At 70.7% G+C, this 22486-nt stretch carries 25 protein-coding genes; 12 read left to right on the top strand and 13 right to left on the bottom strand.

Annotated elements, in window-relative coordinates:
• Positions 1-24: 24 nt before the first annotated feature.
• The 4 genes from ACESMY_RS01310 to mutS all read right to left on the bottom strand — a co-directional run bounded on the left by ACESMY_RS01310 (position 25) and on the right by mutS (position 4258).
• Entirely contained in the window at positions 25-681 is a 657-nt protein-coding gene (locus tag ACESMY_RS01310) for an SdpI family protein (protein ID WP_372781388.1), read from the bottom strand.
• Positions 681-989 carry an autorepressor SdpR family transcription factor gene (locus ACESMY_RS01305; protein WP_372781386.1) on the bottom strand — a complete coding sequence of 103 codons (309 nt, stop codon included), beginning with the start codon at positions 987-989 and terminating at the stop codon, positions 681-683. Before ACESMY_RS01305 ends, ACESMY_RS01310 begins: the two co-directional genes overlap by 1 nt.
• 87 nt (positions 990-1076) lie before the next feature.
• Positions 1077-1559 (bottom strand): hypothetical protein, encoded by a 483-nt coding sequence (locus ACESMY_RS01300; protein WP_372781384.1) that lies wholly within the window; start codon positions 1557-1559, stop codon positions 1077-1079.
• A 5-nt stretch (positions 1560-1564) separates the two neighbouring features.
• The gene (gene mutS, locus ACESMY_RS01295) at positions 1565-4258 is read right to left on the bottom strand and encodes a DNA mismatch repair protein MutS (RefSeq protein WP_372781382.1); all 2694 of its coding nucleotides are present in this window, start codon (positions 4256-4258) and stop codon (positions 1565-1567) included.
• An 84-nt stretch (positions 4259-4342) separates the two neighbouring features.
• On the opposite strand from mutS, the gene ACESMY_RS01290 reads away from it, so the two are divergent.
• Positions 4343-4897 (top strand): N-acetyltransferase family protein, encoded by a 555-nt coding sequence (locus ACESMY_RS01290; protein WP_372781380.1) that lies wholly within the window; start codon positions 4343-4345, stop codon positions 4895-4897.
• Between the two features lie 29 nt (positions 4898-4926).
• Here the strand turns inward: ACESMY_RS01290 and ACESMY_RS01285 are convergent, their stop codons facing one another.
• Together ACESMY_RS01285 and ACESMY_RS01280 are read right to left on the bottom strand one after the other, a co-directional pair.
• Positions 4927-5877, bottom strand: a complete 951-nt coding sequence (locus ACESMY_RS01285; protein WP_372781378.1) for an ABC transporter ATP-binding protein — start codon at positions 5875-5877, stop codon at positions 4927-4929.
• Between the two features lie 82 nt (positions 5878-5959).
• On the bottom strand, positions 5960-6871 hold the full coding sequence (locus tag ACESMY_RS01280; protein ID WP_372781376.1) for a phytanoyl-CoA dioxygenase family protein: 912 nt from the start codon (positions 6869-6871) through the stop codon (positions 5960-5962).
• Positions 6872-7089: 218 nt separating this feature from the next.
• Between ACESMY_RS01280 and ACESMY_RS01275 the strand changes: the two genes are divergently transcribed.
• The 3 genes from ACESMY_RS01275 to ACESMY_RS01265 all read left to right on the top strand — a co-directional run bounded on the left by ACESMY_RS01275 (position 7090) and on the right by ACESMY_RS01265 (position 9505).
• Positions 7090-7407 carry a zinc-finger domain-containing protein gene (locus ACESMY_RS01275; protein ID WP_372781374.1) on the top strand — a complete coding sequence of 106 codons (318 nt, stop codon included), beginning with the start codon at positions 7090-7092 and terminating at the stop codon, positions 7405-7407.
• Complete coding sequence (locus ACESMY_RS01270; RefSeq protein ID WP_372781372.1) at positions 7404-8918, top strand: hypothetical protein; 1515 nt, start codon at positions 7404-7406, stop codon at positions 8916-8918. Before ACESMY_RS01275 ends, ACESMY_RS01270 begins: the two co-directional genes overlap by 4 nt.
• Before the next feature lie 68 nt (positions 8919-8986).
• Positions 8987-9505: a hypothetical protein gene (locus ACESMY_RS01265; RefSeq protein ID WP_372781370.1), complete on the top strand. Its 519-nt coding sequence runs from the start codon at positions 8987-8989 to the stop codon at positions 9503-9505.
• On the opposite strand, the gene dnaN is transcribed toward ACESMY_RS01265, so the two are convergent.
• The 3 genes from dnaN to hrcA all read right to left on the bottom strand — a co-directional run bounded on the left by dnaN (position 9502) and on the right by hrcA (position 12445).
• The gene (gene dnaN, locus ACESMY_RS01260; protein ID WP_372781368.1) at positions 9502-10620 is read right to left on the bottom strand and encodes a DNA polymerase III subunit beta; all 1119 of its coding nucleotides are present in this window, start codon (positions 10618-10620) and stop codon (positions 9502-9504) included. The genes ACESMY_RS01265 and dnaN overlap by 4 nt on opposite strands.
• 113 nt (positions 10621-10733) lie before the next feature.
• The gene (gene grpE, locus ACESMY_RS01255; protein ID WP_372781366.1) at positions 10734-11363 is read right to left on the bottom strand and encodes a nucleotide exchange factor GrpE; all 630 of its coding nucleotides are present in this window, start codon (positions 11361-11363) and stop codon (positions 10734-10736) included.
• A 14-nt stretch (positions 11364-11377) separates the two neighbouring features.
• A complete protein-coding gene (gene hrcA, locus ACESMY_RS01250; protein WP_372781364.1) occupies positions 11378-12445 on the bottom strand; it encodes a heat-inducible transcriptional repressor HrcA in 1068 nt (355 codons plus the stop codon).
• Between the two features lie 110 nt (positions 12446-12555).
• On the opposite strand from hrcA, the gene rph reads away from it, so the two are divergent.
• A complete protein-coding gene (gene rph / locus ACESMY_RS01245) occupies positions 12556-13272 on the top strand; it encodes a ribonuclease PH (RefSeq protein ID WP_372781362.1) in 717 nt (238 codons plus the stop codon).
• Positions 13273-13576: 304 nt separating this feature from the next.
• Here the strand turns inward: rph and ACESMY_RS01240 are convergent, their stop codons facing one another.
• Both ACESMY_RS01240 and ACESMY_RS01235 read right to left on the bottom strand, forming a co-directional pair.
• Positions 13577-13819, bottom strand: coding sequence for a helix-turn-helix domain-containing protein (locus tag ACESMY_RS01240; protein WP_372781360.1), 243 nt, complete (start codon positions 13817-13819; stop codon positions 13577-13579).
• 12 nt (positions 13820-13831) lie between these two features.
• Positions 13832-14356, bottom strand: coding sequence for a DUF2975 domain-containing protein (locus tag ACESMY_RS01235; protein WP_372781358.1), 525 nt, complete (start codon positions 14354-14356; stop codon positions 13832-13834).
• 402 nt (positions 14357-14758) lie between these two features.
• On the opposite strand from ACESMY_RS01235, the gene rdgB reads away from it, so the two are divergent.
• The 7 genes from rdgB to ACESMY_RS01200 all read left to right on the top strand — a co-directional run bounded on the left by rdgB (position 14759) and on the right by ACESMY_RS01200 (position 21485).
• A complete protein-coding gene (gene rdgB / locus ACESMY_RS01230) occupies positions 14759-15358 on the top strand; it encodes an RdgB/HAM1 family non-canonical purine NTP pyrophosphatase (RefSeq protein WP_372781356.1) in 600 nt (199 codons plus the stop codon).
• Positions 15355-16500 carry a radical SAM family heme chaperone HemW gene (hemW, locus tag ACESMY_RS01225; RefSeq protein WP_372781354.1) on the top strand — a complete coding sequence of 382 codons (1146 nt, stop codon included), beginning with the start codon at positions 15355-15357 and terminating at the stop codon, positions 16498-16500. The genes rdgB and hemW overlap by 4 nt, the downstream gene beginning before the upstream one ends.
• Before the next feature lie 185 nt (positions 16501-16685).
• Complete coding sequence (gene rsmI / locus ACESMY_RS01220) at positions 16686-17555, top strand: 16S rRNA (cytidine(1402)-2'-O)-methyltransferase (protein WP_372781352.1); 870 nt, start codon at positions 16686-16688, stop codon at positions 17553-17555.
• Between the two features lie 10 nt (positions 17556-17565).
• Positions 17566-17940 (top strand): YraN family protein, encoded by a 375-nt coding sequence (locus tag ACESMY_RS01215; RefSeq protein WP_372781350.1) that lies wholly within the window; start codon positions 17566-17568, stop codon positions 17938-17940.
• A gap of 19 nt (positions 17941-17959) precedes the next feature.
• Positions 17960-18775: a SirB1 family protein gene (locus ACESMY_RS01210; protein WP_372781348.1), complete on the top strand. Its 816-nt coding sequence runs from the start codon at positions 17960-17962 to the stop codon at positions 18773-18775.
• A 54-nt stretch (positions 18776-18829) separates the two neighbouring features.
• The gene (gene gshB, locus ACESMY_RS01205; protein ID WP_372781346.1) at positions 18830-19777 is read left to right on the top strand and encodes a glutathione synthase; all 948 of its coding nucleotides are present in this window, start codon (positions 18830-18832) and stop codon (positions 19775-19777) included.
• A 148-nt stretch (positions 19778-19925) separates the two neighbouring features.
• Entirely contained in the window at positions 19926-21485 is a 1560-nt protein-coding gene (locus ACESMY_RS01200; protein WP_372781344.1) for a YifB family Mg chelatase-like AAA ATPase, read from the top strand.
• On the opposite strand, the gene ACESMY_RS01195 is transcribed toward ACESMY_RS01200, so the two are convergent.
• Entirely contained in the window at positions 21416-21865 is a 450-nt protein-coding gene (locus ACESMY_RS01195) for a hypothetical protein (RefSeq protein WP_372781342.1), read from the bottom strand. The genes ACESMY_RS01200 and ACESMY_RS01195 overlap by 70 nt on opposite strands.
• Before the next feature lie 78 nt (positions 21866-21943).
• Positions 21944-22348, bottom strand: coding sequence for a hypothetical protein (locus ACESMY_RS01190; protein WP_372781340.1), 405 nt, complete (start codon positions 22346-22348; stop codon positions 21944-21946).
• Positions 22349-22486 lie beyond the last annotated feature (138 nt).

Here is a 22486-nt window from a genome sequence, read left to right as displayed (position 1 = left end):
CCGGCCGCGTCGAGCGGCGCGGGCTCACCGATGCTGAAGGCGCCGGTAGAGGCTGCGCGAACGGGCGACGCCCATCAGCATGGGGAGCGCGGTGCAGGCGCCGATCGCCAAGCCCAGCACGACCGCCTCGTGGAAGGCGAAGCCCAGGACGATCAATGTGAGCCCGCCCAGGAAGAGGCCGCGGCCGGTGAAACGGTGGGTCTTGTCCCACACTCCGGCATCGGCCAGCGTCCAGGGCGTCTTGAGGCCGATGAACCAATTCTGCCGCGCCTTGCCGAGGTAGTTGCCCACCGCCAGCAGCAGGACGCCGGTGGCGATGGCGACGGGACGCATGACGTTGAAGTCGGGGTCGAGCGCGCGGCCGACCAGGGCCACCTGCACGACGAGCAGCAGGCCCGCGACGGCGATCAGGGTGATGTCGAAGACCTCGCCCGCCCGCTCCACCTCGCGCTGCATGCCGAACCTCGGCGCAAAGGTCATGGACGTCGCCACCAGGCCGGAGATCACCGGGATCAGCCAGAGCGCCTGGCGCGAGACGCCGTGGTGGCGCACCCCGTCGAGCCCCAGATAGTTGACCGGCACGCCGGCCCCGGCGGGCAGCATGAACCACGCCCAGGCGGCGACCGCGACGGAGCCCGCGATCAGGCTGCTCGCGATCCAGGTCGCGTTGGAAAGACGCATCAGCTTTCTCCCTTGCGTGGCTTGGGGATGGCCGCGGTCCGCGGCTTGTCGAGGAACTTGAAGGCGCCCATCAGCGCCATGAGCGCCTCTTCGAGCACCGAGACGTTCAGGCGGTAGATGATGGTGGTCCCGGTCTTCTCGGGGCTCACCAGGCCGGCTTCGCGCAGCACGGCGAAGTGGCCGCTGAGCGTCGGCTTGGCGAGCTGGAAGTTGTCGGCGATCTCGCCGGCGCTCATCTCACGCTCGCGCAGCAGCTCCAGGATGCGGCGGCGGGTGGGATCGGCCAGGGCTTTGTAGACTTCGGACACGGGACGCCTTGTCGTTTTGTATTTCGCTAAGAAGCAAAATACCGAACAATGCGGACGGCGCAAGCCTTATTTCGGCGAATAGCGAAATTAGTTTTGAGAGACTGTGGCCGCGCTCGGGCCCAGGGTCGCGAGGAAGGCGTCGGGATCGCGAAGCGCCAGGTCCACGACGCCCTGCCGGCCGTCCTCGCCGATCCATTTGACGCGCACCCAGCGCCGGAACATCCACCAGCCTACGTCGCTGACCCGCACGGCGGCGCGGGGGACATAGTGCTCGAGGTCGCTGATCGACGGGACGAACAGCAGGTTGAAAGGGAAGTGGGGCAGGATCACCAGCATCGCCGGGGTGACGGCGACGGTGATGCAGTTGTTGGCGTGGAAAGCCAGGGTGAAGAGGTTCCGCCGCGATCGGGCCGACGCCCAGCCCTGATAGAAGACCGCATCGGCGGGCCGGCCGGTGATGACCGGCAGGCCGTGGCTGCTGCGCCAGGCCGCCGACGCCGCGGCCATCGCGCAGAGGCAAAGCCAGGGGAAGAGGACGAACGGCAGGGCGGCGCGGGTCTGCGGGTCCATGGTCCCTATCCGCCCAGGAGCGCTTTCAGCCGGTAGAGCGCGTCCATCGCCTCGCGGGGGCTCATCCCGTCGGGGTCCATGACGCGCAGCGCCTCTTCGGCGGGGCTAGGGCCGGAGCGTTCGGCGACGCCTGGGGCCGACGCCGCGAACAGCGGCAGGTCGTCGAGGTGCGCCGGGGCGCCGGCCTCGCGCTCCAGGCGCTCCAGCACGTCGCGGGCGCGGGACACCACCGGGGCGGGCACGCCGGCGAGCTTGGCGACCTGGACGCCGTAGCTGCGGTCGGCGGGACCGGGGCCCGCCTCGTGCAGGAAGATCAGGTCGCCGTTCCACTCCTTGGCCTTGAGCGAGAGGTTGGCGACATAGGCCAGGCGCTGCTCGAGCACGGCGAGCTCGTGATAGTGGGTGGCGAAGAGCGCTCGGCAGCGGTTGGTCTCGTGCAGGGCCTCGGCGCAGGCCCAGGCGATGGCGAGGCCGTCGTAGGTCGCGGTGCCCCGGCCGATCTCGTCGAGGATCACGAAGGAGCGCGGGGTCGCCTGGGTGAGGATGGCGGCGGTCTCGACCATCTCGGCCATGAAGGTCGAGCGGCCGCGGGCCAGGTCGTCGCCGGCGCCGACCCGGCTGAACAGGCGGTCGACGACGCCGAGCCGCAGGCGCTTGGCCGGCACGAAACAGCCGGCCTGGGCGAGCACCGCGAGCAAGGCGTTCTGGCGCAGGAAGGTCGACTTGCCGGCCATGTTCGGACCGGTGACCAGGGCCAGGCGGGGACCGCCGGCGCCCGCGCCGTCCAGGCGGCAGTCGTTGGGGGTGAAGGCCTCGCCCGCGCGCCGGACGGCGTTCTCGACCACCGGGTGGCGGGCGGCCTGGGCCTCGAAGGCGGTGGAACGGTCGACCACCGGACGGCTCGCGCCCACATCCTCCGCCCATTCGGCGACGCCTGAGGCGACGTCCAGGCGCGCGGCGGCGCCTGCGCAGGCCTGCAGGTCGGCGGCGACCGCGGTGGCGGCCTCGCGCCAGGCCTCGAAGGTGTCGAGCTCGATGGCCAGCGCCCGCTCGGCGGCCTGGGCGATCTTGGCGTCCAGCTCGGCCAGTTCGACGGTGGTGAAGCGGACCTGGTTGGCCAGCGTCTGGCGGTGGATGAAGGTGGCGTTCAGCGGCGCGGCGAACAGTGGCTCGGCAGCCTTGGCGGTGGTCTCGACGAAATAGCCGAGCACGGCGTTGTGGCGGATCTTGAGGCCCACGCCGCTCTCGGCGACCAGACGGGCCTCCAGTTGCAGGATCACCCGGCGGCTGTCGTCGCGCAGCGCCCGGGCCTGGTCGAGTTCCGGGCGGACGCCCTCGCCCACGAAGCCGCCGTCGCGGGCCAGCGCCGGCAGGTCCTGGCCCAGGCCTTCGGTGAGCAGGGCGCGGAACTGGGCGAGGTCCGGATGCAGCGCCGGCGTGAGCGCGCGGAGCGCGGCGACCACCTCCTCCGGCGGCTGCACCAGCGGGTCCTTCGTCGCGGCGAAGAGCCCGGTGACCGCCTCGCCGATGCTCAGGCCGTCGCGCAGGCAGCCGAGGTCGCGCGGCCCGCCGCGGCCCAGCGCCAGGCGGGAGAGCGCGCGCGCCATGTCGCCAAGGCCCTTCAGGGCCTCGCGCAGCTTCTGGCGTTGCGGCCGGTGCTCGCAGAACCACGCCACGGCATCGAGGCGGGCGTCGATGGCGGCGGGGTCGAGCAGCGGGCGGGCGAGGCGCGCGGCCAGCAGCCGCGCGCCCGGCGCGGTCACCGTCCGGTCGATGGCCCCCAACAGCGAGCCCTCGCGCGATCCCGACGTGGCCTTGTCGATCTCCAGGCTGGTCCGCGTCGCAGGATCGATGGCCATGACGTCGGCCTCGCCGGCCCGGCGCGGGGCGGAAAGGGCCGGGAGCCGTCCGGCCTGGGTGGTCTCCAGGTGGGCGGCGATCAGGCCCAGGGCGGAGATCTCGGCGCCCGAGAGCGCGCCGAAGCCGTCGAGGGTCTCGACGCCGTAGAGCCGCTTCAGCCGGGCCTCCGACGCCGCGGGCTCGGCCAGCGCCTGGGGCAAGGGCTGGACGAAGCCGCCGGCGGATTTCAGCGCCTGGGAGATCGCCTCGTCGACGAACAGGCGGTCGGGGACCAGGATCTCGGACGGACCGAGCGCCGCCAACGCCGAGGACAGGCCCGCGACGCTGGTCGCCAGGCATTCCACCTCGCCGGTGGAGAGCTCGACACTGGCCACCGCGGCCTGCCCGCCGCGCACGGCGATGGCCGCCAGGCGGTTGGCGCCGCGGGCGTCGAGCAGCCCTTCCTCGGTCAGGGTGCCGGGCGTCACCACCCGCACCACGTCGCGATGCACCACCGACTTGGAGCCGCGCTTCCGGGCCTCCGCGGGGTTCTCCATCTGCTCGCAGACGGCGACCTTGAAGCCGGCGCGGATCAGCTTGGCGAGATAGGCCTCGGCCGCATGCACCGGCACCCCGCACATCGGGATCGGGTTCCCGCCGTGCTGGCCGCGGGCGGTGAGCGTGATGCCCAGCGCGGCCGAAGCCTTCTGGGCGTCCTCGAAGAACAGCTCGTAGAAATCGCCCATGCGGAAGAACACCAGCGCGTCGGGCTGGCGGGTCTTGGCCTCGAAGTATTGCGCCATCACCGGCGAGGCGCCGGCGGATGGATCGGGCAGGGTGGAGGGGGCCTGGGCGTTCATGGGCCGCGCGACGCTATCTGTCGCAGTGAGTCCCGTCAGCCCCCAGCGCCTCTTGAACATGCGGCGAACAAGCCCAAGCTGTGGATGGATGTCCTATCCTGGTGGAGCTTCCGTCCCTTGAGCTTCGTGGTGTTCCCCGCCGGACCGTCGGACGCCGAGGAGCTGGCCCGCGTCCACGTGGCCTCCTGGCGCGAGACCTACCGGGGCCTGCTGCCCGACGCCTTCCTGGCGCGGATGAGCGAACCGGGCTTCGCGCGCCGCTTCCGCCGTGGACTGACCGAACCGGGCGACAGCCTCACCCTCGCCGCCGCCGACCGCTACGGCCTGGTGGGCTATCTGCAGGGCGGGGCGTCGCGGCGTGGGATCGCCGGCGAGGCGGAGATCGCCACCCTCTATGTGCTGCGCCAGGCGCAGGGCCAGGGCCTGGGGGGCCGGCTGATGTCCGACGCTGCCCGCGTGCTGGCGGCCCAGGGGTCGCGGTCGCTGATGATCTCGGTGCTGCGCGACAACATCCGCGCCCGCGGCTTCTACGAGCACCTGGGCGGCGAGCCCGAGGCGCCCCGCCAGGAGCGCGCGCCCGGCGGCGGTTTGCTCTACGAGGTCGCCTACCGCTGGCCGGACATTTCGAGGCTGCTGTGATCCCTCCTCTTTAAGGGGAGGGATGAGTTTCAGCTCACAGGCTCCGGCGCGGCATAGGTCAGCGAGACGAACACGTCCTCGAGGTCCGGGTCCTCCGTGGAGATGTCCTTGATGTGCAGGCCGGCGGCGCGGATCGCGGCCAGCACCTGCTCGACGGTGGACTGGCCGGTGCGGTAGCCGACCGAGAAGCCGCCGGAGGGCAGAAGATGGGTCTCGAACCCGGAGAGCGCCGGGGCCGCGGTCATCGGCTCTTCGGGCGTCACCAGCACCTTGCGGGTGTCCATGCGCGCGAGCAGCGTGGTGGTCGGCTCGCAGGCGACCACCTGGCCGCGGTTGATGATCGCGATCTGGTCGCAGAGCTCCTGGGCTTCTTCCAGGTAGTGGGTCGTCAGAACGATGGTCACGCCCTTGCGGTTGAGCTCCAGCACATAGGCCCAGAGCTGGCGGCGCAGCTCCACGTCGACGCCGGCGGTGGGCTCGTCGAGGATCAGCACCGGCGGATTGTGCACCATGGCCTTGGCGACCATCAGGCGGCGCTTCATGCCGCCGGAGAGCTGGCGGACATAGGCGTTGGCCTTGTCGCCGAGGCCCAGCGCGGTGAGCAGCTCCATCGAACGGCGCTCGGCCTTCGGCACCGCATACATGCCGGCGGCGACCTCCATCGATTCCATGGGCGTGAAGAACGGATCGGCGGCGATCTCCTGCGGCACCACCCCGATGGCGGCCCGCGCGTCCCTCGGACGCTCGTCGATGTCGCGGCCCCAGATCGAGACCGAGCCCCCGGTCTTGCGGCAGAGGCCGGCCAGGATGTTGATGAAGGTCGACTTTCCGGCGCCGTTCGGGCCCAGCAGCCCGAAGATCGAGCCCCGCGGGATCGCCAGGTCGATACCCTTGAGCGCCTGCATTTCCGGCGTGGTCTTGGTGGCGGCGTAGGTCTTGACCAGGCCCCTGGCCTCGATGGCGAAATCCGGCAGATCCATGAAGTCTCACTCTTTGGCGCGGGCTCGCGCGCGGCCTCATACCTAGGCGCGCGACGTCGAAGCGCCAAGGCGGCGTGAGCGTCTAGCGGCCCATCAGGCGGAACAGATCGCGTCGGATGCGGCCCGTCCAGCGGAACACGAATTCCTGGAAGCCGTCGGTGCGGTTGAGGTGCAGGGCCCAGGAAAACAGCGCCCGGTAGGCTTCGGGCAGGCGTTGCACCATGGCCGGCGTGACCCGCACCTGCGGCTTGTCCGTGTAGCCCGGGTTCTCCTGGTACCAGCTGCGGTGGAGATTGAAGTAGATCGAGGGCCGCACCGGGCCGGTGATGTTGGCGCCGCCGCGATGCAGCAGGCGTGAATCGAACAGCAGCACCGAGCCCGCGTCGAGTTGCATCCGCCGCGGCGGTCCGGCCGAAGCGGCGGCCTCGTCGCGCCGGCGGTGAGTGCCGGGCCAGAACTCGGTGGGGCCCATGCCGAGCGGCACGTCCAGCAGCGGGACCAGCATGCTCATGGCGTAGGGCGGCAGGCCGACCTCACTATCGAGGCCGCCGAACAGGAAGGCCGAGTCGCGGTGGATCTCCTGCGGACCGGCGCCGGCGTGGGAGATCACCACGCCCATCTGGCCGACGATCAGGTCCTCGCCCATAAGCTCGCGCACGATCCCCAGGACCGAGGGTGGCGCGAAGAATTCCGGGTCGGCGACCGGCCCGTCGATGGCGATCGGCACCTGGGCGCGCAGCGGGTCGGACTGGAAGGTGCGGAAGAGCTTCTTCTGGCCGGGCGCCATGTGGACGTCGTGGCGGTGCTTGACGTGTTCCAGCACGGCGGCGACCGCGGCTTGCGGGATCGCGCCCCGAACGACGATCACCCCGTTGCGCCGGACGCTGTCGGCGGCGTCCTCCAGCCAGGCTTTCCGCGCGCGCGGCGACAGGTTCGGCGCCATGGCGTCGCGAACCACGTCCTCGGTTTTCACGGCGCGCGTCGCGACAGCCATGCGTTCCCCCCGTTCCCGGCTCCCGTTCCCGGAGCACGCGCAGAGCGGTTCCTTCTTCGCGTCCGCCGGTGTCGATCCGATTAACGGGGCAAATCTAGTGCCCCAATTCCGAAGTTCGCAAGCGCTCGCGGCGCCCGTCGATTGACGGCGAAAGCCGCCCTCGCCTACCTAGGCGCGCGGCGCGCCCTCAAGCTCGGGCCGCCTACAGGAACCGACAGATGGCTCGCAAAGCTCCGACCAAGGCCCTCAGCCCAAAGGCGCGCGGCCGCAAGGTCCCTCCGCCGCTGGCCGCCGCGACGCCGGGCCGGCCCCTGGCCATCCCGCCGCCGGAGGTGATCGTGGTGCGGTCAAAGCGGGTCGCCTGCGACGGGGTCGGCGGCGCGCTCGGCCACCCGCGGGTCTGGCTGGAGATGGGCGAAGCCGACTTCGTCGAGTGCTCCTACTGCGACCGCCGCTTCGTGCTGGCGGCCGGAACCGAGGGGCCCGAGGACGAACTGCTGGCGCCCGGCGTCTACGAAGGCTCGCACGGACATTGAGCGCTGACCCGGCCCAGGCGCGGCCCGGTACGGTGGGGGCGGGCGTGTTCCTGCTCAGCGCGCTCCTGTGCCTGCCGTTCGTAGCCTACGTGCCCTGGATCGGCGACGAGGGCATCATGCTGCATGCCGGCCAACGGATGCTCGCCGGGCGGCGCGTCTACGCCGACTTCTTCGAGTTCCACACCCCCGGCACCTTCCTGATCGCCGAGGCGTGGCTGCGGGTCGCCGGGGCTTCGATCCTCTCGATCCGGGTCCTCTCGACCGCCTGCGTGGCCGCCGTCGCGTTGCTCACCTACCTCTGCTGTGCGCGGGTGAGCGGTCGTCGTTGGGCCTCCGCGGCGTTGGCGCTCGCCTGGGTGGGCTGCACCCAGGGGAAACACACCCAGCTCAGCCACCAGTATTTCACCACCGCCCTGTCGATGGCGTCCTTCCTGGCCGTGGTCGGCGGGCGGACGCCGGCGGCGGGCCGGGCGGGAGTGTTTGCGGGCGCCGCGGCCATGACCACGTCAGGACGGGGCGCGCTCGCGGTGCTGGCGGCGCTCGCCTCGCTGGGGCCGAGATGGCGGTCGTGGCTGATCTTCGCCGCGGGCGTCGCCGCGATCCCGGCCGCCTGCACGGCCTACCTCCTCTGGCGCGGCGTCCTCGACGAGGCGATCCAGGACATCTTCGTCTGGACCGCCCGCCGCTACACCGGCATCCAGGCTGTGCGGATCGGCGCCCATGCCACGGCGGAGGACCTGCCGCTTGTCCTGGCCTATCCCCTGGCGGTCCTGGCGCTGCTGATGCTGCTGGTCACGCGCCGCGGTGAGTTGAAGGGCCGGCTCGTCGCCTCGATCGCCTTCGCCGTCTGCGGCCTCGTGGGCTCCTTCCCGCGTCCGGACGACTGGCACATGAGCGTCGCCGCCCCCCTTATCCTGCCGTTGTTGGCCCTGGGATGGGACGCGTTGGCCGCCTCGGCCGGCCGGTTCCGCTGGGTCCCGGCGGCCGCCGCGGGCCTCGCCCTGGCGCCGGCGGCGCTGGCCTACGGCCACAGCGCCAAGCACGCCCTCTCCATCGAACGGGTCGACACGCCGGCCGGCGCGGTGGCCTTCGAGGAAGAAGGGATCGGTCCGATCGTCCGGCAGTTGGCCCCGCTGCCGAAGAGCGACCACTTCTTCTTCTATCCCTACATGCCGCTCCTGCCGGTGCTGACCCACCGCGACCATGTCGCCAAGGTCGACCTCTTCACCCCGCACTACACGACCCCCGAACAGTACGACGCCGCCTGCCGTGAGGTGATGGGCGCCGCCGACTGGGTGGTCTTCGACCGCCTCTGGACCGACCCGCGGCACCTCAGGGCCGTCTTCCCGGCGATGCGCGAGGCGACGTCCCCCGCGAGCCTGAAGCTCGAGGCCGCCCTGGCGCGGGGCTTCGCACCATCGGCGGACACCGGCCGGTTCCTGCTGATGAAGCGCACGCCGGCCGCCGGCCAGGCGCTGTGCGGACCGCCGCCGGCCGCGCAGGCGCGCTAGTCGCGGCCGGCCCCGCGTTCGTCGCATCGGACTGGCTTGAGGCCCGCCCTCCCGCGCAGGCTGGCCGCATGATCCGGATAAGCCTCATCTTGGGCCTGCTGCTGGCCCCCACCGTCAGCCTGGCGCAGCCCGCTACGCCAGCCCCGCCCGCTTGCACGGACGCCGCGCACCATGCCCTCGACTTCTGGATCGGCCGCTGGACGGTCACCGAGACGAAGGACGGCAAGGCGGCCGGCCAGAGCCTGATCGAGGCGCTCTATTCGGGCTGCGCGATCCGCGAGAACTGGACCGAGCCGGGCTACGCCGGCGGCAGCCTCAACACCTACGACGCGGCGAGCGGCAAGTGGCGCCAGACCTGGACCGACAGCGCCGGGACCTGGCGCGAGTTCGTGGGCGGCGTCGAGAACGGCAAGATGGTGCTGGTGGCGCGACGGGCGGCCAAGGCCGATCCTGCGAAGTTCCTGCTGGAACGGATGATCTTCACGCCCAATCCGGACGGCTCGGTGCGGCAGTACTCCGACCAGTCCGTCGATGACGGCAAGACCTGGACCGAGCGCTACGACTACACCTACCGCAAGGCGCCTTAGACCCGGAGCGGCATCAGGATGTACTGCACGTCGGCGTCCTGAGGATCGAGCACCAGGGCCGGGTCGTTCGGGCCGCCGAAGCGCAGCTCGGCCATCTCGCCGGAGATCTGGTCGGTGATGTCTAGCAGGTAGCGGGCGTTGAACGACAGCTCGAAGGGGTCGCCGTCGTAGTCGAGCTCCAGCTCTTCCACGGCCTGGCCGGCTTCCATGTTGCGCACGGTGAGCACGCACTTGCCGCCTTCGACGGCCATGCGCACCGAGCGGGACTTCTCCGCCGAGATGGTGGCCACCCGGTCGACGGCCTGGGCGAACAGCTTGGAATCCACCAGCACGATGCGGGTGTTGTCCTTGGGGATCACCCGCGGATAGTCGGGGAAGGTGCCGTCGATGACCTTGGAGGTCAGCGCCGCGCCGCCGAAGTCGAAGCGGACCTTCTGGGGGCTGATCTGCAGCTCGACCTGCTCGCCGGCGTCTTCCAGCAGGCGCCGCGCCTCGTTGATGGTCTTGCGGGGCACGATGACGCCCGGCGCGCCGGCGGCGCCTTCCGGGGCGATCATCTCGGCCAGGGCCAGGCGGGAGCCGTCGGTGGCGACGGCGCGGAGCATGGTCTTGCCGTCCTCGACGACCGTGTGGAGATAGAGGCCATTCAGGTAGTAGCGGGTCTCTTCCGCCGAGATCGCGAACTTGGTCTTGTCGATCAGCCGGATCAGGTCGCCGACATCGACGGCCAGGCGTCCCGACAGGCCGTCGGAGCTCATCACCGGGAAGTCGCCGGCCGGCAGCACCGGCAGGTTGAAGCGGCTGCGGCCGGCCGAGACGGTCAGGCGCGGATCCTCGCCGGTGAAGCTCAGGGAGACGTCGGCGCCTTCCGGCAGCTTGCGGACGATCTCATAGAGCGTGTGGGCCGGGGCGGTGATCTGGCCCGGCTGGTCGACCTGGGCCAGGGCCTCGTCGATGATCTCCATGTCGAGATCGGTGGCCGAAAAGGTCAGCCGGTCGCGCTCGGCCGACAACAGGACGTTCGACAGGATCGGGATGGTGTTTCGGCGCTCCACGGCGCTTTGCACGTGCCCCAACGCCTTCAGCAGCGCCGCGCGCTCGATCGTCAGCTTCATGTCTATGTCCGAACCGCACCGCGCAGGTGCGATTCGCAGCCTGCGCCCCCCGACCTGGAAGGGACTTGCGACATTAGCGAATTTGCGGGGCCTTGGAAGGGGCGCTCAAGGGGTCAGGCGCGTCTATCCACAGAGCCCCCGGCGTCCGGGTCTTCCTCCGCGGCATAGGGGTTCGGACCCGCGCCGTTGGCCTTGCCGGCCTCGGCGCCCGCCACCTTGGCGGCCACCGCCACCATGGCCGGCCGGACCAGGCGGCCCAGCAGCTCATAGCCGGGCTGCATGACCTCGACGACCCGCCCGGGGGCGTAGTCGGTCCCCGGCTGTTCCAGCATCGCCTGATGCTGGTGCGGGTCGAACTTGTCGCCCGGCGCCGGGAGGATGCGCTTCAGGCCATTGCGCTCGAACGCCGCCTGCAGCTCCTTCTCGGTCATCTCCACGCCGAGCACGAAGTTCTTCACCGTCGGGTCGGCGACGTCGGTCGGTTCGTGAGCGAGCGCACGCGAGAGGTTGTCGGCGACGCCCAGGAGATCGCGGGCGAACTTCTGGATCGCATAGGCGCGCGCGTCATTGGCCTCGCGCTCGGCGCGGCGCTTGGTGTTTTCGGCCTCGGCGGCGTAGCGGAGGATCTGCTCCTTCAGCGCCACGGTTTCCGCCTTCAGAGCGGCCAGCTCGCCTTCGGTCGCTTCGGCGATAAAGGCGTCGGCCTCGTCGCCGAAACCTGGGGGCGTATCGTCTTCGGACATCGGTTTCTTGTCTTTCAAGCGTTCATCACCTGGCCAAGCACCCGGGCAGTATAGTCCACCAACGGGATGATCCGGGCATAGTTCAACCGGGCCGGGCCGATCACGCCGATCGCGCCCAGCACCCGCTGCGAGCCGGTCATATAGGGAGCCGCGATCACCGCGGAACCCGAAAGCGAGAAGAGGCGGGTTTCCGCGCCGATGAAGATGCGCACGCCCTGGCCGTCGCGCACCCCGTCCAGCAGCTGGATGAGCTGTTCCTTCTGCTCCAGGTCCTCGAACAGCGAGCGGACCCGCTCCAGGTCCTCGACGGCGCCGGCTTCCTCCAGGAGGTTGGCCCGGCCGCGGACGATCAGCGCCCGGTCTTCGGCCTCGCCGCCGCCCCAGGCCGCCAGCCCGTCCTCCACCAGCCGCGCGGCGGTGGCGTCGAGTTCGGCGCGCGCCCGGTCGAGGTCGGCCCGCAGGTCGACCTTGGCCTCGACCAGGGTGCGGCCGCGAAGCCGCGCGTTCAGGAAGTTGGACGCCTCGATCAGGGCCGAGGGGGTGACCCCGGCCGGCAGCCGGATCAGCCGGTTCTCCACCGTGCCGTCGGCGAAGACCATGACCGCGAGCGTCCGCTCGCCGCCGAGCGAGACGAATTCCACGTGCTTGACGCCCGCGTCGCGGATCGGGGTGACGACGACGCCCGCCCCGCCGGCCAGGCCCGAGAGGATGGCGCTGGCCTCATTGAGGGCGTCCTCGTAGTTGCGGCCGTGGGCGTGCAGCCGGGCCTCGATGGCCTGGCGCTCGTCGGAGCCGATGTCGCCCACCTCCAGCAGGCCGTCGACGAACAGCCTGAGGCCCGCATGGGTCGGCAGGCGCCCGGCGCTGACGTGCGGCGCGCCCAGGAGGCCGAGCTGCGTCAGGTCCTGCATGGTGTTGCGGATCGAGGCGGGCGAGAGCGGCAGGCCGCCCTTGGAGAGGGTGCGCGAGCCCACCGGTTCGCCGGTCTCCAGATAGCTCTCCACGATACGGCGGAAGATGTCCCGCGCGCGTTCGTCGAGCTCGGCCAGGGAAGGGCCGCGGGCGAAGAAGGGGCTGCTCACTTAGTGGGTCAGGCGATGCGTCTTGTCGGCGTCCATGGACTGGACCTCATCGATCTAGGATAAGCGCGGCGCAAACCCACGCAAGCCACCCGACATCTTCAGGAGTTTCCATGCGTCCCTCAGAGCGCCTCGCCGACATGATGCGGACCGTGACCCTGGAGACCGGCGTCAACCGCTACGCCGAAGGGTCCTGCCTGGTGAGCTTCGGCCACACCAAGGTCCTGGTGACCGCGAGCCTGGAGGAGGGCGTGCCGGGGTTCCTGCGCGGCAAGGGCCAGGGGTGGGTCACCGCCGAGTACGGCATGCTGCCCCGGGCGACGCACACCCGGGGCCGGCGGGAGGCCGCACAGGGCAAGCAGTCGGGCCGCACCCAGGAGATCCAGCGGCTGATCGGCCGCAGCCTACGCGCGGTCGTCGACCTCAAGGCGCTGGGCGAGCGGCAGATCTCCGTCGACTGCGATGTGATCCAGGCCGACGGCGGCACGCGCACCGCGTCGGTCACCGGCGCCTGGGTGGCGCTGCGGCTGGCGACCAAATACCTGCTCGACGAGGGGGTGATCGCCACCGACCCGATCCTCGACCAGGTGGCGGCGATCAGCTGCGGCGTCTTCAACGGGACCCCCGTGCTCGACCTGGAATATGAGGAGGACTCCAACGCCGAGGCGGACGCCAACTTCGTCCTGACCGGCCACGGCGACATCGTGGAGATCCAGGCCACCGGCGAGAAACGCGGCTTCTCCGAGGCCGAGTTCGAGGCCCTGTTCTCGCTGGCCCGCAAGGGGATCGGCGAGCTGGTCGCCCTGCAGAAGGTCGCGACGGGCGGCTGAGCTGGGCGGCTGAAACGAAAAACGGGCGGCTGGTCGCCCAGCCGCCCGCTTCGTGAGCCGTCCCGAAGGACAGCCTTGTCTTAGAGCCCGGCCAGCAGGTGGCGCAGGGCCGACGGCGGCAGCCGTCCCAGCTCGCGTGCGAGCGGGGCGAACAGGGCGTCGAAGAAACGTGCAATCGCGGAAATCATGGCGACACTCCCTTGTGCAGCGCAGCATTGTGCAGTGCATATAGAGTCGGGCCTTTGAGATTTCAAGATTTCCTAGGGTAGCGCTTTCCCATCGCACCGCAGTGCGGCGTAGCGGCCTAGGCGTCTTCGTCGTCGTCCGGAAGGTCCTCGGAGGGGCCGGCTTCGTAGAGCAGCAGGTCGCCCGGCTGGCATTCCAGCTCGCGGCAGAGGGCCGCCAGGGTGGAGAAGCGGACCGCGCGTGCCTTGCCGGTCTTGAGGATCGAGAGGTTGGCGATGGTGACGCCGACCCGGTCCGCGAGTTCCGTCAGCGACATGCGACGTTCGAGCAGGACACGGTCGAGATGGACGCGGATCGGCATGCGCTAGCCCCCTCAGATCGTCAGCTCGGCTTCGCGCCGCAGCCTCGCGCCCTCGCGGAACACCTCGGCCAGGACGAAGACCACCAGGACGGAGAACCAGGCCGTGAGGTTGATGTTGGGCTCGACGCGCTTGACCCAGGGCATCATCGGGCTGAGGCCCCAGACGGCGTAGCGGCCGAGCTCCAGCGCGGCCAGCATCAGGCCGATCAGGCGCAGGCGGTTGACGTTGTGCGGGTGGAAGGGGTCGCCGGCGGTGAGGGTCACGAAGATCCGCCGCAGCGAGCGAACGATCACCAGCACCCCGCCGATCGACAGGCCGAAGACCAGCAGCATGCCGGCGAACAGCGGCCCACGGGTCGCCACCTGGGCGACGTCGGCGCTCATCACGGCGGGGAAGAGGTCGGGGTTGAAACTGAACAGCAGGGCGGCGAGCACGGCCAGCCCGACGGCGCCCAGGCTGATCCACAGGGCGGCGAAGACCACGTCGAGGATGATCTTCAGGAAACTGGAGACCGATCCCGGTCCAAGCGCGCGCATCCAATGTCCTCCCCGGTGGCTTCGGACGCCAAAACCCGCCCGGGCTGCGCCCTTGAGGTTGGCGACAGCGGGAGCGGGTCGGACGAACCGCAAGGCGAGGAGCCTAGTGGATCGAGGCGGCGGCGGCGACAGCCAGCATCGGCGTGATGGCCAGCACCAGGAAGACGGGGAGGGCGATGCGGTCGAAGGTCTTCATCATCGTGGCGAACATGGTCTTGGTCCCTTGATAAGATTGCTGCGATGCAGCGAGAATTTGGGGCGAGGTTCCGCCCCGATGTCGACAGTCAATACGCTCGTATCGATTAGCGATCAAATTAACATCGAGTCACGATATTAAACTTTCGCAATGCAACAGAGCGGGGCGACGCTATGGTCCCTCTCTCGTAAAGGAGGCGTGAATCCATGGCCCTAAAGCTCGAGCCCGGAACCCGCCTGGTGGTGGCCACGCACAACCCGGGCAAGGTCCGCGAGCTGGCTGAAATCCTGGACAATCGCTTCGAGCTGGTAACCGCGGGCGACCTCGGCCTGCCCGAACCGGACGAGACGGAATCGACCTTCGTCGGCAATGCGCTGCTCAAGGCCCGCGCCGCGGCCGAGGCCTCCGGCCTGGTGGCGCTGGCCGACGATTCCGGCCTGTCGGTGGCGGCGCTGGAGGGCTCGCCCGGGATCTATTCGGCGCGCTGGGCCGGCCCGGGCCGCGATTTCACGGTGGCCATGGCCAAGGTCGAGGAGCGGCTGGAAGAGGCGCAGGCCAAGGATTTCGCCGCCTGGTTCACCAGTGCGCTGGCCGTCGCCTGGCCCGGCGGACCGGCGGTCGTGGTCGAGGGTCGCGTCGACGGCGCCCTGAGCTTCCCGCCGCGCGGCGACCGGGGCTTCGGCTACGACCCGATCTTCGTCCCCGCGGGCCACGACCAGACCTTCGGCGAGATGGACCCCGCGGCCAAGGACGCCATGAGCCACCGGGCGCGGGCCTTCGCCAAGCTGAAGGCCGCGCTCTTGTGACCATCCGGCCGAAGCTGGGCGTCTATATCCACTGGCCCTATTGCGCGCGCATCTGCCCCTACTGCGACTTCAACGTCTTCAAGGCCCGCGAGGCGAGCGGCGAGCCCGCCGTGCTGGCCCGCGCGATCGTGGCCGACCTGGAGGCGCAGGCCGCGCTCACCGGCCCGCGCGAGCTGGTCTCGGTCTTCCTGGGCGGCGGCACGCCCTCGCTGATGGACCCCGCGTGGGCGGCGGAGATGATCGCGGCGGCCCGGCGGCTGTGGACGCCCGCGGGCGATCTCGAAGTGACCCTCGAGGCCAACCCCACCGACGCCGAGGCCGCGCGGTTCGCGGCCTTCGCGGACGCCGGGGTGAACCGCCTGTCGCTCGGCCTGCAGTCGCTGGACGACGCGGCCCTGAGCTTCCTTGGCCGCAACCACGACGCCGCGACCGCGATCCGAGCCGCCCGCGCCGCGGCGCGGGCCTTCCCGCGGCTTTCCATCGACATGATCTACGCACGGCCCGGCCAGACCCCGGCGGCCTGGCGCCAGGAATTGCGCGCCGCCGTCGACCTCGGCGCCGAGCACGTCTCGCCCTACCAGCTGACCATCGAGGCCGGCACCGCCTTCGACCGCGCCGTGCGCCGTGGCCAGTTCGCGTCGCCCGACGCCGAGACCGGCGCGGAGCTCTTCGACACGACCCAGGCGGTGCTGGAGGCCGCCGGCTTCGAGGCCTACGAGGTCTCCAATCACGCCCGAGGCCCCGCCGCCCGCTCGCGCCACAACCTGATCTACTGGGAAGGGCAGGACTACCTGGGCGCCGGCCCAGGCGCGCATGGCCGGATCACCGAGGGCGGCGCCCGCCAGGCGACCCAGGCCGCGCGCAAACCCGCCGACTACATCGCCCGCGTCGCCGAGACCGGCCTGGGCTTCGCCGGCCGCGAGGCGCTCGATCCGCGCGAGGCGGCGCAGGAACGGCTGCTGAGCGGCCTCAGGATCACCGAGGGCGTGCCCCTGGCCGAGGTGGCGGCGCTGGCCATCCCGGCCGTGAAGATCGCCGACCTGGTGGCGCTCGGCCTGCTCGCCGACGACCCGGTGCGCCTTCGCGCCACCCCCGCCGGACGGCTGGTGCTCGACCGGCTGACGGCCGAGCTCGCGACTTAACATCCCTCCTCTTTAGGGGAGGGGCAGGCCGCGCCAGCGGCCAGGGTGGGGAAGTCGCGTTCAAACGCGGACGTCGGAGTCCTGGCCTACAAGCCCCCACCCTTCGAGCTGCGCTCAATCCACCCTCCCCTAAAGAGGAGGGATGAAGCCTTGCCAATCCGAGCGTTCGCGGCGAACCCTCCGGCATGGCCCGACGTCTGCCCCCGCCCGCCCTCGATGACGCGCCGCTGGCGCCGGGGCTCTATGTGGTGGCGACGCCGATCGGCAACCTGCGCGACATCACGTTGCGCGCGCTGGACGTCCTGGCCGCCGCCGACCTGGTGCTGGCCGAGGACACGCGCGTCGCCGGCAAGCTTCTCTCCGCCTACGGACTATCGGCGAAACTGGAGCGCTACGACGAGCATGGCGCCGAGCGCACCCGGCCGCGGGCGATGGCGGCGCTGGCCGAGGGCAAGCGGGTAGCGTTGATCTCCGACGCCGGCACGCCGCTGGTCTCCGACCCCGGCTACCGCATCGTGCGCGAGGCGGCGGCCGAGGGCACTGCAGTCTTCCCGATCCCCGGCGCCTCGGCGCTGCTGGCCGGACTGTCGGCCGCCGGCCTGCCCACCGATCGATTCCTGTTCGCGGGCTTTCCCCCGCCGAAGAGCGCCGCGCGGCGCACTTTCCTGGAGGAGCTCGCGCCACTGCGCGCCACCCTGGTGTTCTTCGAGGGCGGATCGCGGCTGGCCGCCAGCCTCGCCGACATGGCCGCGGTGTTCGGCGCGCGCGAAGCCGTGGTCTGCCGCGAACTGACGAAACTCTACGAGACCCTCTACCGTGGACCGCTCGCCACGCTGGCCGCCGACCCGAGGCTCGATGCGCCGAAGGGCGAGATCGTGATCCTGGTCGGGCCGGGGCGCGACGTGGAAGCCACCGCGGGCGATATCGACACCGCGCTCGCCGATGCGCTTCTGCGCCTGCGCCCCGCCGAGGCCGCGGCGGAGGTGGCCAAGGCGCTCGGGCTGTCGCGGCGCGAGGTCTACCAGCGGGCCATGGAGATGAGGGCGGGGCGATGAAGGTGAGGCGATGAGCGGCGTCCGCCAGGCGCGCGGCGCGGCCTCGCGGCTGTCGGGACGGCGCGCGGAGGTCCTGGCCGCGTGCTGGTTGCTGGCCAAGGGCTACCGCATCCTGGGTTTCCGCCTACGGACGCCGCAGGCGGAGATCGACCTCCTGGCTCTGCGCGGCAAGGTCCTGGCGGTGGTCGAGGTCAAGCGGCGGACCAGCCTGGAGGTGGCGCTGGAGACGGTGAGCTTCGATCAGCGCGAACGTCTGCGGCGCGCGGGCGCGGCGATTGTGGCCGGGCGGCCTCGCCTCGCGGGTGTTTCGATCCGCCTGGACCTTATGGCTCTCGCGCCCGGCAGGCTTCCTAGGCATATTCCCGACGCCTGGAAGGGCAGTTGAGGGACGGGCTGGCGTAACCATGGGCCGCGAGGAGGCTGAAACCATACTCCTGGACGCCGGGGCGGCGGCCGACGGCGCCTTCCCGCTGCTGGAGGCCGCGATCGCCTGTGCGATCCACGACGACCCCAGCCGCGACCCACAGGCCGCCCGCGACCTCGGCGCGGCCGGCGTCGAGCGGCTCGCCCAACGCCTCAAGCAGGAGAGCGCCGAGGAGGCCCTGGCGGAGGCCATGGCCGGCGATCTGCGCCTGGCCGGCGACCTCTTTACCTACGAGGACCCGGAGAACGCCGACATCATCGCGGTGACCGAGCGGCGCAAGGGCCTCGCGGTGGCGCTGGGGGTCTTCTACCTGCATGCCGGGCGCAAGTGCGGGCTGACGGTGCAGGGCGTCGACTTCCCCGGCCATTTCCTGCTCAGGATCGAGACGGAGGAAGGCCCGCTGGCGCTCGATCCGTTCTCGGAGGGCCGCGTGGTGCTGCCGTCCGAACTCACCCGCCGCGCCCTGCACGCGGGCCTCACCCCCAACGTCGCCGACCGGCTCGACCGGCTGATGGCGCCGGTGAGCGACCGGGCCGTTCTGCTTCGGCTGCAGAACACCATCTACGCCCGGGCCAGCCAGGCCCGCGAATACGACCGCGCCGAGCGCTCCGCTCTTCGCCGGGCCCTACTCGACCCCACCGACCATCGCCCCTGGCTGGACGTCGCCGCGGCCCGCGAGGGCCAGGGCGCGCTCGCCGGATCGCTGGAGGCCCTGGCCCGCGCCACCGCGCTCGACGGCGGCGCGGCGCTCGCCGCCCGGGCGCAACGCGAGCGGGTAAGGCTGCAGCTGAACTAGCGTTCGGCCCTCCCGCAGCCTATGTCCCAAGACCTTGGCTGTCTGGAGGGCTCCATGTCGTTGAAGGTCGCGGTGCAGATGGATCCCATCGAGGGGATCAACATCGGGGGCGACACGACCTTCCTGATGATGGAGACCGCCCAGGCGCGCGGCCACAGCCTGTTCGTCTACACCGCCGACACGCTCGCCCTCGAAGACGGCCGGGCCTTCGCCCGGGGCCGCGAGGTGACGGTGAAGCGCGCGCTTGGCGACCACGCCACGCTCGGCGACTACCGGCGCGTGGAGCTCACCGAGTTCGACGTGATCCTGCTGCGCCAGGACCCGCCGTTCGACATGCACTACATCGACACCACCTTCTTCCTGGAGGTGGCCCATCCCAAGACCCTGGTGGTCAACGATCCGGTCTCGGTGCGGAATGCGCCGGAGAAGCTGTTCGTCACCCTATTCCCGCAGCTGCAGCCGCCAACGCTGATCAGCTCCGATTCGGCGGCGATCGCCGAGTTCCGGGCGCGGCACGGCGATGTCGTGCTGAAGCCGCTGAACGGCAAGGGCGGCTCGGGCGTCACGCGGCACCTGGCCGACGACCCGAACTTCGCGACCCTCCTGGAGCTGCACGCCCAGATCGTCCGTGAGCCGGTGATCGTGCAGAAATTCCTGCCCTCGGTGACCAAGGGCGACAAGCGCATCCTGCTGGTCGACGGCGAGGCGGTGGGCGCGATCAACCGGGTGCCGCAGAAGGGCCAGATCCGCTCAAACATGGCGGTCGGCGGCAAGCCCGAGCCGGTAGAACTGACCGCCCGCGACCTGGAGATCTGCGCCACGATCGGGCCGGAACTGAAGCGACGGGGACTGATCTTCGTCGGCATCGACGTGATCGGCGACTACCTGACGGAGATCAACGTCACCTCGCCGACCGGCGCCGTGGCGCTGAAGACCTTCACCGGGATCGACGCCACCGATATCCTCTGGCGGCGGGTTGAGGCGCTTCGCGCTACAGCCTAGCTTGAGGGGCGAAAACGCCCCGACAAGTCACGGATTCGTCTCGTCTTCCCGATAAGTTCTATTTTTGTTCTTGATCTGAGCGCAACCCTGTGGTGCGCTCTTGTGGATAACTGAAGTCGGACCACAAGGTCTTGAGTGGGGATCGGGGATGGCCGCACGCGTCGTGACGGTGGCGTTTCAGGGCGTCGAGGCCCGCCGTGTGGACGTCCAGGTGCAGTTCACCGGCGGCGAGTCCAAATTCTTCCTGGTCGGCATGGGCGACAAGGCGATCTCGGAAAGCCGGGAGCGCGTGCGCGCGGCGTTCTCCGGCCTGGGGCTCGCCCTGCCTTCGCGGCGGATCATCGCCAATCTGGCGCCGGCCGACCTGCCGAAGGAAGGCAGCCACTACGACCTGCCGATCGCGCTCGCCATCATGGCCGGCATGAACGTCATCCCGCCGGATGTGCTGGACGACTGGGCGGCGATCGGCGAGCTGTCGCTGGACGGACGCATCACGGCGGTCGCCGGCGCCCTGCCCGCCGCCGTGGCGGCGGGCGCCATGGGGCTCGGGCTGATCTGCCCGGAGGCCTGCGGACCGGAGGCGGCCTGGGCGGGCGACACCCGGATCCTGGCGGCGCCGTCGCTGATCGCGCTGGTGAACCACTTCCGCGGGACCCAGATCCTCTCGCCGCCCACGGTGGGGGCCCTGCGCGATCCCGAGCGGGCTCCGGACCTGCGCGAGGTGAAGGGCCAGGAGAACGCCAAGCGATCGCTGGAGATCGCCGCGGCCGGCGGCCACAACCTGGCCTTCGTGGGCCCGCCCGGCTCCGGCAAGTCGATGATGGCCGCACGTTTGCCTGGCCTCCTGCCGCCGCTGACGCCGGAGGAATTGCTCGAGACCTCGATGATCCATTCCGTGGCCGGTCTGATCGCCAAGGGCCAGCTCACCCGCGCCCGGCCATTCCGCAACCCGCACCATTCAGCCAGCATGGCGGCGCTCACCGGCGGCGGGCTGAAGGCCAAGCCCGGCGAGGTCAGCCTGGCGCACAACGGCGTGCTGTTCCTCGACGAGCTGCCGGAGTTCAGCGCCCAGGCCCTGGACTCCTTGCGCGGGCCGCTGGAGACCGGAGAGGTGGTGGTGGCGCGCGCCAACGCCCACGTGCGCTATCCCGCTCGGGTGCAGCTGGTGGCGGCGATGAACCTCTGCCGCTGCGGCCTGGGCGGACCCGGGCGCGGCGCCTGCGGCCGGGCCCCCCGCTGCCAGACCGACTACCTGGGCCGCATCTCCGGCCCGCTGATGGATCGCATCGACCTGCAGGTGGAGGTTCCGGCGGTGACCGCCGCGGACCTGGCCTTGCCCGCGCCGGCCGAAGGCACGGCGGAAGCGGCGGCGAGGGTGGCGGAGGCGCGGGGGACCCAGGCCGAACGCGCCGTGGGCGGCGGCGAAGGCGCCGCGGCGCTGAACGCCCGCGCCGACGGGGACTGGCTGGAGACGATCGCCGGCCTCGACGCCCCCGCCCGGGCGCTCCTGACCCGCGCCGCGGAGGCCGGGGGCCTTACCGCCCGCGGCTGGACCCGGACGCTGCGTCTGGCCCGCACCATCGCCGACCTGGAAGGCTCCGACGCCGTGCGCCGCGTCCACGTCGCCGAGGCGCTTATCTACCGCCGCGTGGCGCCGGGATCGGTGGCGGGAACGGCCCTCGCCCTGAGTGCGCGCCAAGTGTTGTAGGTCCCCAGGGCGATGCCGATCGCCACGAGGTAGCCAAACAGGATCTCGGCGCTGATATAGGCCCACCCGCCCAGCGAACGGTCGACGATCCGGGCTAGGTGAATGACGATGGCGAGAAACTGAAACGCCGCGACAAACAACGGCCACCACCTGGCGCTGGTCAGCGCGATCCAGACGAAGAGCGCGAGCGCCGCCGCGTCGGTTGCGAGTATGCCCCACTCGGTGGCCTGAGCATGCTGATAGAGCAGCTTAGAAAGGATGGCGGCGAGCAGCATGCCGCTTCCGGCCAGACGCTCGTCACGACCACCCTTCCAGAGCGCCGCGGCAGCGACGGCGACGACGACCGCATCCCAAACCCAGTGGGGGATCGAGTACGACATGAACGAAAATGGCCCCCGGCGCGAACCGGAGGCCATCTTGTCAGATGCACGGCGTGCACGGAACTGCGCCCGTAATGTTTAGGCCGCTTGGATGGCTCGCAGCGCGCGGCGGCTGTGGCGCTCCTCGCTCGCGAACATCGGCGGCGGCTTGTCGCCCGGATCGCCGAGCATCACGGCGCCGAGGCCGATCTGGGTCTGGGCGATCGAGAGTTCCTTGTGGGTCTCGACGATCGCGCGGCGGGCTTCGGCGAGCGCCATGATCGCCTGGCTGGCGCGTTCGACAGCGTCCTGGCCGATCAGGGCCGAGGCGCCGGCTTCCGCGCGGAGGGACGGCATGACGCCCGTGAGGGCGGCGGTTTTGGAGATGGCCGCGTCGATGGCGGCTTCGGCCTCGAAGAGGGCACCGGCGATTTGCTCGGCGACCATACGGCGTTGCTTGAGCATAAGTTCTCTCCTGCACGCGTCGATCTCGACACGCGCCATGATGATTTACGGATGTATGGTTTCGAAGCCGTTCAGGCTTTGAAGAAAGTTCGCCCGAGAACCTGCAGCGCCTGGAGGCCCGCCAGCATCGCCCCGAAGGCCAGGGCGGTGATGATCGCTACTCCCACGATGGCGCCC

Source organism: Phenylobacterium sp., assembly GCF_041691455.1.
Lineage (GTDB): Bacteria > Pseudomonadota > Alphaproteobacteria > Caulobacterales > Caulobacteraceae > Phenylobacterium.
Note: the sequence above shows the minus strand (reverse complement) of the source record. Positions and strands in the feature narration are given on the sequence as shown.